Origin of the sequence: Ruegeria sp. HKCCD8929 (genome assembly GCF_013031405.1) — a bacterium.
GTDB lineage: Bacteria > Pseudomonadota > Alphaproteobacteria > Rhodobacterales > Rhodobacteraceae > Ruegeria.
The window spans coordinates 48,391-60,610 of the sequence record NZ_WPZY01000007.1 but is presented as its reverse complement, the minus strand read 5'-3'; the positions used below and the strand labels follow the sequence as shown (position 1 = coordinate 60,610).

The 12,220-nt window shown below is 64.4% G+C and carries 8 protein-coding genes; 7 read left to right on the top strand and 1 reads right to left on the bottom strand.

All coding sequences use genetic code 11. From position 1 onward, the window contains the following. Positions 1-121: 121 nt before the first annotated feature. From GOX53_RS12680 to GOX53_RS12650, 7 genes are all read left to right on the top strand, one after another. Positions 122-619, top strand: a complete 498-nt coding sequence (locus GOX53_RS12680; RefSeq protein ID WP_171176865.1) for a class I SAM-dependent methyltransferase — start codon at positions 122-124, stop codon at positions 617-619. A gap of 150 nt (positions 620-769) precedes the next feature. Beyond that, complete coding sequence (locus GOX53_RS12675) at positions 770-1,915, top strand: acetate/propionate family kinase (RefSeq protein ID WP_171176863.1); 1,146 nt, start codon at positions 770-772, stop codon at positions 1,913-1,915. Between the two features lie 96 nt (positions 1,916-2,011). Further along, entirely contained in the window at positions 2,012-2,641 is a 630-nt protein-coding gene (locus GOX53_RS12670) for a glutathione S-transferase family protein (protein ID WP_171176861.1), read from the top strand. 120 nt (positions 2,642-2,761) lie between these two features. Continuing rightward, positions 2,762-5,164 (top strand): FAD-dependent oxidoreductase, encoded by a 2,403-nt coding sequence (locus tag GOX53_RS12665; RefSeq protein WP_171176858.1) that lies wholly within the window; start codon positions 2,762-2,764, stop codon positions 5,162-5,164. After that, entirely contained in the window at positions 5,161-6,681 is a 1,521-nt protein-coding gene (locus GOX53_RS12660) for a trimethylamine methyltransferase family protein (RefSeq protein ID WP_171176856.1), read from the top strand. The genes GOX53_RS12665 and GOX53_RS12660 overlap by 4 nt, the downstream gene beginning before the upstream one ends. Further along, complete coding sequence (locus GOX53_RS12655) at positions 6,682-7,356, top strand: TetR/AcrR family transcriptional regulator (protein ID WP_171176854.1); 675 nt, start codon at positions 6,682-6,684, stop codon at positions 7,354-7,356. Further along, the gene (locus GOX53_RS12650; RefSeq protein WP_171176852.1) at positions 7,353-8,657 is read left to right on the top strand and encodes an FAD-binding oxidoreductase; all 1,305 of its coding nucleotides are present in this window, start codon (positions 7,353-7,355) and stop codon (positions 8,655-8,657) included. The genes GOX53_RS12655 and GOX53_RS12650 overlap by 4 nt, the downstream gene beginning before the upstream one ends. A gap of 72 nt (positions 8,658-8,729) precedes the next feature. Here the strand turns inward: GOX53_RS12650 and GOX53_RS12645 are convergent, their stop codons facing one another. Further along, positions 8,730-12,143: an indolepyruvate ferredoxin oxidoreductase family protein gene (locus GOX53_RS12645; protein WP_171176850.1), complete on the bottom strand. Its 3,414-nt coding sequence runs from the start codon at positions 12,141-12,143 to the stop codon at positions 8,730-8,732. Between the last annotated feature and the right edge of the window lie 77 nt (positions 12,144-12,220).

Genomic DNA, 12,220 nt, shown 5'->3' with positions numbered 1-12,220 from the left:
CCAACGTCGCGGAAATCGGGAAAACGTGTCAACTGTGACTACACAATTTCTTGAGGATTTGGCATGAGGGCCGGGTTGGCGCGCGATCCCGGCGCCTGATGTCGAGAAGGAGACCGCGCACGTGACGCAGGATCAAAGCCGCCTGGATCTGTTCATCGACCGCATGGTGTCGCAGCGCGCCTGTTTGGATTTCGCCATTGCCGAGACCGCCTTGATGCCGGGCCCGGTGTTCGAGCTGGGCCTGGGCAACGGGCGCACCTATCACCACATGCGCAACCGGGTGGCGGGGCGGGACATCCACGTGTTCGAACGCGCTGTGGCCTCGCACCCGGATTCGACACCGCCCGACGACATGCTGATCCTGGGCGACGTGCGCGAGACGCTGCCGGCGTCGCTGGAGCGGTTCGGCCCCGTTGCCAGCCTGATCCATGCGGATCTGGGCGGGCACAACCGGGAAAAGAACGACGCGTTTGCCCGGTTCGTTTCGCCCCTGATCGAGCCGCTGCTGGTGCCGGGCGGGCTGATGGTGTCGAGCGACCGGATGTATTTCGAGACGCTGACCGAGCTGCCGCTGCCCGAGGGCGCGGTCGAGGGGCGGTGTTTCATCTACCGGCGCTGAGGTGAGAAAGGCGTTTGGAAACGCCTTAAGCGGTTTCGAAACCGCTTGAAGCCGCTTGCAAGCGGCTTCGCCCTGACCGCTGCGGCATCTCATCCATTGCCGTTGTCACGGCGCGGCCAATAGGGTGCGCGTGACAGCGGGAGAGGTGAGATGAGTGCGATCCTGACACTGAACGCGGGCAGTTCTTCGATCAAGTTCGGGGTCTATCAGGCCGGGGCCGAGCCGGAATTGCTGCAACTGGGGCAGGTGGAAAACCTCGGGCCCGTGGCGCAGATGGAACTGCAGTGGCCCCAGAAAGGGCTGATCGAGATCGGGCCCGCCGATCACGCGGCGGGCGTACGCGCGATCCTTGACACGGTCGCGCCGGTGCTGGACGGGCAACAGGTCGATGGGGTCGGCCACCGGATCGTGCATGGCGGCAAGCGGTTCGCCGGGCCGGTGGAGTTGACCGAAGAAGTGATGGCGCAGCTTGAGGCATTCATCCCGCTTGCTCCGCTGCATCAGCCTCACAACCTGGCCGCCATGCGTGCTGCGCACGCGGCGTTTCCGGGTGCGGTTCAGGTCGGCTGTTTCGATACCTCTTTCCATCTCGGCCATCCGTTCGTGAACGATGCCTTCGCTTTGCCGCGCCGGTTCTATGAGAAGGGCGTGCGCCGATACGGATTTCACGGGTTGTCTTATGATTACATCACCGGCAGGTTGCGGCAGGATTATCCCGAGCTTGCCCGGGGCCGCGTGGTGATCGCGCATCTGGGCAACGGCGCGTCGATGTGCGCGGTGCGGGATGGGCAGAGCATCGGCTCGACGATGGGCTTCTCGGCGCTCGATGGCTTGCCGATGGGCACCCGGTGCGGGCAGCTGGACCCGGGCGTGCTGCTCTATCTGATGGAGCAGGGGCACGGGGTCGAGGCGATCACCCATATCCTCTACAAGAAAAGCGGACTTTTGGGGCTCAGCGAGATCAGCCACGACATGCGCACCCTGCTGGCTAGCGACGATCCGCGCGCGGGGGAGGCCATCGACTATTACGTGTTCCGCATCCGACGGGAGCTGGGCGCGATGGCGGCCATTCTGGGCGGGCTGGATGCGGTGGCGTTCTGCGGCGGCATTGGTGAGAACGCGGCGCCAATCCGGGAACGGGTGCTGGAAGGCATGGAGTTTCTGGGCCTGCGTGTGAACTCCGAGGCCAATGACAGCAACTCGACGGTGATTTCCCAAGGTGACACGCCGGTTCTGGTGATCCCCACCGATGAAGAGCGCGTGATTGCCCGCGCGGTGAGCGCCGCGCTGGTCTAAGCCTTTGCCGCAGGGTCACGCGGGGCAGGGGCTGGCGGTATGGCGCGGCCATTGCCTATCGTGTGCCGGTGCGCCACTGATCGGAAAGGTCCCGCCATGCTGTTTTATGACTGCTCCACCGCCCCCAATCCCCGCCGCGCGCGGATGTTCATTGCGGAGAAGGGGTTGGAGATCGAAACCCGAAATATCTCGATTGCAGATGGCGAGCAGTTGCAGGATGCGTTCAAGGCGGTGAACCCGCGCGCGACGATCCCGGTGCTGGTGACGGATGAGGGCACGGTGCTGACCGAAAACCTCGGTATCGCGGCCTATCTTGAGGCGCAGTTCCCCGAGCCGCCGCTGATGGGCCGGACGCCGGACGAGCGGGGGCTGGTGATGATGTGGAACGCCATTGCCGAGCAGCAGGGCGGGTTGCCGATTGGTGAGGCGCTGCGCAACACCAGCCCGTTCTTCAAGGACCGCGCCGTTCCGGGGCCGGTGAATTATGAGCAACTCCCGGCGCTGGCCGAGCGGGGCAAAGACCGGGCGAAACGCTTCTTCGATCTGCTGGAAGAGCGGCTGCAGGACAGCCCGTTCGTGGCCTGCGATCGTTTCACTCTGGCCGACATCACCAGTTTCGTGTTCGTGGATTTCGCCCGGGTGATCCGGATGCGCATCCCTGAGGGGAACACCGCGACACAAGCCTGGTACGACGCGATTCAGTCCCGCCCCAGCGCGCAGCTCTGACGGTTTCACAAGTCGTTTGCTTGGCCGTCGCATTGCGATGGGCAGGACTGTACAGAAATGTCTAGACAGAAGTGAACAGTGCGGCTAGCGTCCTGACCGTGGCAGCTTTGGGAGGGGCGGATGAAATCTCATTATCGCGTGGTGGTCATCGGGGGCGGCGTGGTCGGCGCCTCGGTTCTTTACCATCTGGCCAAGTTCGGCTGGTCCGATGTCTGCCTGATCGAGCGCAAGGTGCTGACCGCCGGGTCCTCCTGGCACGCGGCGGGCGGGTTTCATGCGCTGAACGCGGATCCCAACATTGCCGCCCTTCAGGCCTATACAATCGACCTGCTCAGCGAGATCGAGCGTGAAAGCGGCCAGTCGGTGGGCATGCACATGACCGGCGGCCTGACGCTGGCGGGCACGCCCGAGCGCTGGGAATGGCTGCAATCGGCCTATCGCGTGTTCCAGACCATCGGGATCGAGGATTGCCGGCTGGTCACGCCGGAAGAGGCGGTGGCGCTGAACCCCGTGATGTCGGGCGATGGCATTTTGGGTGGGCTCTGGGCCGACCGCGAGGGCTATATCGACACCACCGGCACCGTGCAGGCCTATGCCGGGGCGGCGAAGAAACACGGCGCCACGGTGGTCGAGAATAACCGCGTTCTGGAACTGAACCAGACCGCCGATGGCTGGCAGGTGGTGACCGAGAAGGGCACGGTGACCTGCGAGCATGTGGTTAATGCCGCCGGTCTCTGGGCCAAGCAGGTGGGGCGCATGGCGGGGGTCGAATTGCCGGTCTCACCGCTCAACCACCACTATCTGATCACCGACTCGATCCCCGAGGTGGCGGCGCTGGATCATGAGTTGCCGATGACGGTGGATCTGGAAGGGTTCACCTATATGCGGCAGGATCAGAAGGGGATGCTGGTGGGGATCTACGAGATCGACCACGACCACTGGATGCAGGATGGCGCGCCTTGGGAATACGGGTTCGAGCTGCAGCAGGAGGATCTGGGGCGGATCGAGAACGAACTGATGCTGGGGTTCCAACGTTATCCCTGCTTGAACGATGTGGGCATCAAGACATGGGTCAACGGCGCGTTTACCTTCTCGCCCGACGGCAACCCTCTGGTCGGTCCTGTGCCGGGCAAGCGCGGGTATTGGGCCGCTTGCGCGGTGATGGCAGGGTTCCTGCAGGGCGGCGGTGTCGGCAAGTCGCTGGCCGAATGGATGATCCATGGCGAGCCCGAGGCCGATGTCTACGGCATGGATGTGGCCCGTTACGGAAAATATGCCGAGAACCGGCGCTATATCCGCGAGACCACGGGTCAGTTCTATTCCCGCCGTTTCGTGATGACCTACCCGAACGAGCAACTCCCTGCGGGCCGTCCGCTGAAGATGGCCCCGGCCCATGACGCGATGACGGCGGCGGGCTGCAAATGGGGCGTCAGTTGGGATCTGGAAGTGCCGCTCTATTTCGCGCCGGACGGGTTCGAGGAGACGCCGACCCTGAAACGCTCGAACGCCTTTGACATTGTGGCCGAGGAGTGCCGGGTGCTGCGCGAGGGCGTGGGTCTGCTGGATATCACCGGGTTCTCCCGGTTCGAGGTGTCCGGGCCGCGTGCTGAAGCGTGGCTGAACCGGATCATGGCCAGCAGGTTGCCCGCGCCGGGGCGGGCCAAGCTGGCGCCGATGCTGAGTGAGACCGGCAAACTCAAGGGCGATCTGACGGTGCTCAACTGGGGCGACGGCACCTATTGGATCATGGGCAGCTATTACCTGCGCACCTGGCACATGCCGTGGTTCGACGATCATATGGAGGATGGCGTGACCGTCCGCGATCTGGGCGAGGAGATCTGCGGCTTTGCCGTGGTAGGTCCCAAATCGCAGGCGGTGGTCGAGAAGCTGACGGAACAGGATATCTCGCGGCTTGGCTTCATGGGCTGTGGGGCGTTCGATATCGGTCTGGTCAGTGCGAAGGTGGCGCGCATGTCGGTGACCGGCGAGAAGGGCTATGAAATCAATTGCCGGTATGGTGATCATATCGCACTGCGGCGGATGCTGCTGGAGGCGGGGACCAGTGAAGGTATTCGCGAGTGCGGGTTCAACGCGATGCTCTCGACCCGGCTGGAGAAGAGTTTCGGCATCTGGTCGGCCGAATTCACCCAAGGCTACACGCCGGGCATGACCGGCATGGATCGCTGGATCGACTGGAACAAGGATTTCATCGGCAAAGAGGCCGCGCTGGCCGAGCGCGATGGCAACGGCCCGGCGCAGGTGCAGGTGACGCTGGAAATCGACGCGGTGGATGCGGATGCTAGCGGGTATGAACCGATCTGGTCCGGCGGTGAGCGGGTGGGTTTTGTGACCTCCGGCGGCTATGGCCATACGCTGGGCAAGTCGCTGGCGATGGCGCTGGTGAACCGGGACAAGGCCGAGGTGGGCACCGAACTGTCGGTGCACGTGGTTGGCGTCGAGCGCGCCGCGAAGGTGATCGCGCCGTCGCCCCACGACCCGCAAGGAAAGGCGATGCGGTCATGACCCGAAGGGGGCGGCGGGGACGTGCGGCTGCCGCCGAGGCGCTGCAGCGCAAGGTGGATTATCACAATCTGCGCAGCCCGTTTCCGGCGATGAATGCCTTTACCGACGACCGGATCGAGGCGCTGCATGCAGCCTCGCTGACGGTGCTGGAAGAGATTGGGATCAAGGTGCTGTTGCCCGAGGCGCGCAAGCTGTTCCGGCAGGGCGGCGCGCGGGTCGAGGGCGAGATGGTGTTCATCGGGTGCGACATGGTCGAGGCCGCGCTGGCCACCGCACCTCCGTCTTTTGTCGTCAAAGGGGCGGTGCCCGCGCGCGATATCCTGCTGGAGCTGGGGCGGCTAGTGTTCCAGCCCGGCGCCGGCGCGCCCCATTCCACCGATTTGGTGCGCGGGCGGCGTCCGGGAACGCTCAGCGACTACCGCGAGATGGTGAAGATCACGCAAGCCTTCGACGTGCTGCAGATGATGCCGCCTCTGGTCGAGGCGCAGGACATCCCGATGCATCTGCGCCATTACGCGATGACGCAGGCCGAGCTGACGCTCAGCGACAAGGTGCCGTTCATCTATTCCCGAGGCACGCCGCAGGTGATAGACGGGTTCGAGATGATCCGCGAATTCCGGGGGCTGTCGGATGCCGAACTCCACGCCCAGCCCTGGTGTTACACGATCATCAACACCAATTCTCCGCGCGTGATCGACATGCCGATGGCGCAGGGGCTGATCGACTTTGCCTGCGCCGGTCAGATGTCGATCGTCACGCCCTTTACACTTATGGGGGCGATGGCGCCGATCACCGTTGCCGGGGCGATGACGCTGAGCCATGCCGAGGCGCTGGCGGCGATCACCCTGACGCAGCTTGCCAAACCGGGGGCTCCGGTCTGCTATGGGACTTTCACCAGCAATGTGGACATGAAATCCGGCGCGCCCGCCTTTGGCACGCCGGAACATTTCACCGCCTCGCTGGTGGCCGGGCAACTGGCGCGGAAACTGGGCCTGCCGTGGCGTTGCGCCGGGGGCAGTGCGGCCAATATCAACGACGCGCAGGCCGCGAATGAGAGCCAGTTTGGCCTCTGGGGCTGCCTGATGGCCGGGGCGACGGTGGTGATCCATTCCGCCGGGTGGCTCGAAGGCGGGCTGACCGTGTCCTACGAAAAGATAATTACCGATCTGGAGGTGTTGCAGATGGTGGCCGAGCTTTGCGCCGGAACCCCTGCCACCGACGCCGATATCGCCCTGGATGCGCTGCGCGAGGTGCAGCCCTCGGGGCATTTCTTCGGCGCGGGTCACACGATGGAGCGCTATCAGACCCAGTTCTACGAGCCGCTGGTGGGCGACTGGTCGAATTTCGGCACCTGGACCGAACGTGGGTCCATCGACGCCAACCACCGCGCGACCGGCATCTGGCAGAACATCGTGGATACCTTCGAGGCCCCCGCGCATGATCCCGACCGGGTGGCCGCCCTGCAGGATTTCATCGCTCGCCGCACGGAAGAGGGCGGCGCGGCACCGGAGAGCTGAATGAGTACGAGACCGATCCTGCACCGTGACGATCCGGATGCCGAACCGCTGGTGGGCAATATCAAGGTCACGCGCGACGACTGGCTGAATGTGGCGATGGACGTGCTGATCTCGGACGGGGTCGAGCAGGTCAAGGTGATGAACCTGGCCGAGCGGATGGCGGTGTCGCGATCCTCATTCTACTGGTATTTCAAATCCCGGCAGGACCTGCTGGATGCGCTGCTGGCGCGCTGGCAGGCCACCAATACCGCCGCGCTGATTGCCCAAGCCGAGGCGGACGCGGCCACCATTACCGCCGCCGTCTGCAACGTGCATCGCTGCGTGGTCAATCCCGGGTTGTTCGACACCGCGCTGGACTTTGCCGTGCGCGACTGGGCGCGGCGGTCGGGCAAGGTGCGGCGGATGCTGGACCAGTCCGACGCAAGCCGGGTCGAGGCGCTGCAGGCGATGTTCCAGCGCTTCGGCTATGAAGAGGTCGAGGCGATCACCCGCGCCCGCGTCCTCTATTACATGCAGCTTGGCTACGATCTGGCGCAGCTCAACGAGCCGGTGGAATTCCGCCTGAAGCTGCTGCCGCACTACCTGCTGGTCTTTACCGGCGTTGAGGGACGCCCGGAGGAAATCGAGGAATTCAGCGCCTATGCGCGACGCTTTTGGGAGGAGCGGGAGACATGAGCAACCCGGACGCAATCATCATCGGCACCGGCGTGATCGGGGCAGCCATCGCTTTCGAGATGGCGAAGGCAGGCTGGAAAACCCTGTCGCTGGACCGCAATGCGCAGGTGGGCCACGGCTCGACCGCCGGGTCCTGCGCGATCATCCGAATGCATTATTCGACCTTCGACGGGACCGCATTTGCATGGGAAGGGTATCACTATTGGCGCGACTGGGCGGCGTATCTGGGCCTGCCTGGTGGCGCCAATCTGGCGCAGTTCCGCGAGACCGGCTGTCTGGTCATGAAGACCGAGGCCAACGGGCATCTGGAAAAGCACATGCAGTATTCTGCCGAGCTGGGCTGCCCATTTGAGGAATGGACCGGGAAGCAGGTTCTGGAACGGCTGCCGATCTATTCGCTGGACAGCTTTGCGCCGGCCAAACGGATGGACGATCCCGATTTCGGCAAGCCGAGCGGGGCTCGGATGAGCGGCGCGGTCTACTGGCCCAACGGTGGTTATGTCACCGACCCCGCGCTGTCGGCGCAGAACCTGATGGAGGCGGCAAGGCTCCACGGGGCAGAGGTCCGCACCGGGGCGGAGGTGGTCGAGATCCTGCAATCGGAGAGCCGCGTGCGGGGTGTCCGGCTGGCCTCGGGGGAAGAGATCCCCTCACCGGTCGTGATCAATGTCGCCGGGCCCGGCTCGTCGATCCTCAACCGCATGGCCGGGGTTCTGGAGGATATGACCATCGAAACCCGCCCTCTGCGGCAAGAGGTGGTGTATGTGCCCAGCCCTGAAGGCTTTGATTTCGAGGCGCAGGGCACCATCGTTTCGGACAGCGATATCGCCTGTTACGTGCGGCCCGAACACGGCAATCACATCCTGATCGGCTCGGAAGACCCCGAATGCGACCCGCATCAGTGGTGCGAGGACGATCTGCACTATGATCGCGATTTCACCGATCAATGGACCACGCAGGCGATGCGTTATGGACAGCGGGTGCCATCCCTGGGGATCCCGTCGAAGATGCGCGGCGTGGTGGATCTGTATGATGTGTCGACCGACTGGATACCGATCTACGACAAATCCAGCCTGCCGGGGTTCTACATGGCCTGCGGCACCAGCGGGAACCAGTACAAGAATGCGCCGATTGCGGGAAAGATGATGGCGGCCCTGGTGGAGTATTGCGAGGGTGGGGTGGATCATGATGCCGCGCCGCTGCAATTCACGTTGCCCTATGTCGGGCGGAGCATCGACGTGGGGTTCTATTCGCGCAAGCGTCCGATCAACGAAGAAAGCAGTTTCTCGGTTCTGGGGTAGGGGGCTTCCCCCTCACCCAACCCTCTCCCCCGAGGGGAGAGGGCTTTGCGGGCGGAAAGGGTGTTTCGGCGATCAAAGGTTGTTCAGAAGGTGATCGGTTTTTGCGCGCACCAGGGCTGTGGCTTCTTCGCGGACAGGGCCATAGCCGCGGATTTCGTCGGCGCTTGCCATTGCAGTTTGCCATTGTTCGTGGGTGTCGGGCGTATAGGCGTTCTGAGCTTTGTCCATCAGCGCTTCATACCAGGCCAGCGTTTCGCGGTGCAGGCGTGCTTCGCTGTGGTAGCGGAAGGGGTTCAGAGGTGTGCCGCGCAGTCCTTTCAGGCGGGCAAGGCCGCGCAGGATCGGGCGCAGCCACGGGCTGAAGGCGCGTTTGGCCGGGCGACCCCGGGCGTCGGTGCGCCAGTTCAGGAGCGGCGGGGCCATGTGGTATCTGACGGTGAAGTTGCCCTCGAACCGGTCGGCAAGCTCGCGGGTGAAGGTGTCATCGGTCATCAGCCGGGCCACTTCGAATTCGTCCTTGCTGGCCATCAGCTTGAACAGGTTGCGTGCGACGGCGCGGAACAGGTCCTCGGGCGCATTGGGCAGGGCGGCGCGGAAAGCGGCGATGCGGTTGGTGTAGCGTTTGGCGTAGGCCGCGTTCTGGTAGCTGGTCAGGAATGTGGCGCGGCGGGCGATCATTTGGTCGAGCGTTTCGGTTTCGGGCTGCGGATCGGTATAGCCGTCCAGCCGCGCGGGATCGGCGGCCATGCAGCGGCCGATGGCAAAGGCCAGACGGTTTTTCTCGACCGCCACGCCGTTGAGCAGGATGGCTTGTCCCAGCGCCGCGTCCGAGACAGGGACCAGACCCCTTTGCCAGGCAAAGCCCAGCATCATCACATTGGCAAAGACCGCGTCGCCCAAGAGCGCCTCGGCGGCTGCATTGGCGTCGAAACCTGCCACGTGATCCGGGCCCACGACATTAGCGATGGCCTCTTCGCGGGCATCGACCTTGAGCTGTGCGTCGCGGCGCAGGACGAGGTCTCCGGTCGGCATTTCCGCGCGGTTCAGCACGACCTGCGTGCCGGGGCGGTAGTGGGCCGAGGCTTTGGGTGCGGAACTGACCACGATGTCGCAACCGATGACGGCGTCTGCGGCGCTCTGGTCGATGCAGACCTGATTGAGCGTATCCGGTGCGGTGCCGAGGCGGATATAGCTCAGCACCGTGCCGAATTTTTGCGCGAAACCAGTGAAGTCGAGCACGGATGAGCCTTTGCCTTCGAGATGCGCGGCCATGGTGATCAGCGCGCCGACGGTGACGACGCCAGTGCCGCCAACGCCGGTGACCAGCAGGTCATAGGGTTCGGCAAGAGAGGGCAGGTCGGGGGCGGGCAGGCCGGATTCCAGGGCGGCGAGGTCAAGCGAGACCGCGCGTTTGCGGCGGATGGCGCCTTCGACGGTGACGAAGCTGGGGCAGAAGCCGTTCAGGCAGGAGAAATCCTTGTTGCACGAGCTGAGGTTGATCTTGCGCTTGCGCCCGAACGGGGTTTCACGGGGCTCGACGCTGAGGCAGTTGGACTCGATCGAGCAATCGCCGCAGCCCTCGCAGACCAGATCGTTGATGTATGCGAACCGTCTGGGGTCCTCCATCGTGCCGCGCTTGCGGCGGCGGCGCTTTTCGGTGGCGCAGGTCTGTTCGTAGATCAGGACGGTGACGCCGGGGATGTCGCGCAGCTCGCGCTGGAGCAGGTCCATTTCGGCGCGGTCGTGGAAGGTGGTCTGGGACGGGAAGTCGGCATGGTGGAATTTCGAGATGTCATCCGATACCACGGCGATCCGCTCCACCCCTTCGGCGCGGCATGTCTGGGCGATGCCGCGCACGCTCACGGGGCCATCCACCGGCTGGCCGCCGGTCATCGCGACCGCGTCGTTATAGAGGATCTTGTAGGTGATGTTGGTGCCGGCGGCGACCGCCTGCCGGATCGCAAGGCTGCCGGAATGGTACCAGGTGCCCTCGCCAAGGTTCTGAAAGATGTGCTTGCCGCCGTTGAATTTCGACGCCACCACATGCGGCACGCCTTCGCCGCCCATCTGCGCATAGCCCACCGTTTGCCGGTCCATCCACGACGCCATGACGTGGCAGCCGATGCCGCTGGCCGCTGTCGACCCCTCGGGCACCTTGGTCGAGCTATTGTGCGGGCAGCCCGAGCAGAAATAGGGTGTCCGCGTTGCGCCGGGGACGTTGATCAGGTCCGGGGGTGTGTCGGTAAGCGCCTTGGCCTTGGCGGGCAGGCCTTCTTCGGGGAAGAAGCTGTGCAGCCGCGCGGCGACGATGGGGGCCAGCATCAGCGGGCTGAGTTCGCCGGTCCAGGGGATCAGCGGCTCACCGTGACTGTCGTATTTGCCGACCATCTTGTGCGGCTTGTCGCCGGGCCAGTCGTAGAAATACTCCTTGAACTGGCTCTCGATGATGCCGCGCTTTTCCTCGACCACCAGCACCTCGGCCTTGCCCTTCACGAAACGCAGCGCGTTGCGGCGGGCCAGCGGCCAGACCATGCCGACCTTGTAGATATCGATGCCCAGGTCCCGGCATTTCGCCTCGTCGAGCCCCAGCAGCCGCAACGCCTCCATCAGGTCCAGATGGCCCTTGCCGGTGGTGACGAAGCCGAACTTGGCCTTGTCGAGGTCATAGATGCGCCGGTCGATGGGGTTCTCTTCGGCAAAGGCGCGCACGGCGCGCAGCTTGTGCTTGATGCGGGTCTCGATCTCGGGCGAGGGCAGATCGGCAGAGCGCACGTGCAACCCGTTCGGAGGCAGCTCGATCTCGGGCAGGGTGAATTGCCGGTCCGGGCGCAGTTCGACCGAGCGGGCGCTTTCCACGGTTTCGCTGACCGCCTTGAACCCCACCCAGGTGCCGGAAAAGCGCGACAGGGCCAGCCCGTATTCGCCGAATTCCAGATATTCCTCGACCGAGGCCGGGTTCAGCGTGGGCATGAACCACGCCATAAATGCCACGTCGGACTGGTGCGGCATCGAGGAACTGACGCAGCCGTGGTCGTCGCCGGCCACCACCAGCACGCCGCCCTTGGGGGCCGAGCCATAGGCGTTGCCGTGCTTCAGCGCGTCGCCCGAGCGGTCGACGCCGGGGCCCTTGCCGTACCACATGGAGAACACGCCCTCGACCTCACACTGCGGGTCAAGTGTGGCCTGTTGCGCCCCCAGTACGGCCGTTGCGCCGAGATCCTCGTTGACGGCGGGCATGAAGTTGATGCGGTCCGCGGTCAGCCGCTCGCGAGCGCGCCAAAGCTCCAGATCCAGCCCGCCCAGCGGTGAGCCGCGATAGCCCGAGATGAAGCCCGCCGTGTTCAGCCCCGCCTCACGATCCCTCCGCGCTTGATCCATCATGATCCGCGCCAGCGCCTGAGTGCCGGTCAGGAACACGCGGCCCGAAGTCAGGCGATAGCGGTCCTCAAGCTGGTAGATCTGAAATCCGGGGGTGGGATGGGTCATGGCTGGGCTATCCGTGGCTGACTGGCGGTTAGATCGGAAGATTAGACCACAGTCGATGAAAAGAGCTTTCAGTTTTA

Coding starts and splice junctions, on each gene's coding strand:
- GOX53_RS12675 (WP_171176863.1), top strand. CDS start 770: ATGAGTGCGATCCTGACACTGAACGCGGGCAGTTCTTCGATCAAGTTC.
- GOX53_RS12670 (WP_171176861.1), top strand. CDS start 2,012: ATGCTGTTTTATGACTGCTCCACCGCCCCCAATCCCCGCCGCGCGCGG.
- GOX53_RS12665 (WP_171176858.1), top strand. CDS start 2,762: ATGAAATCTCATTATCGCGTGGTGGTCATCGGGGGCGGCGTGGTCGGC.
- GOX53_RS12660 (WP_171176856.1), top strand. CDS start 5,161: ATGACCCGAAGGGGGCGGCGGGGACGTGCGGCTGCCGCCGAGGCGCTG.
- GOX53_RS12655 (WP_171176854.1), top strand. CDS start 6,682: ATGAGTACGAGACCGATCCTGCACCGTGACGATCCGGATGCCGAACCG.
- GOX53_RS12650 (WP_171176852.1), top strand. CDS start 7,353: ATGAGCAACCCGGACGCAATCATCATCGGCACCGGCGTGATCGGGGCA.
- GOX53_RS12645 (WP_171176850.1), bottom strand. CDS start 12,143: ATGACCCATCCCACCCCCGGATTTCAGATCTACCAGCTTGAGGACCGC.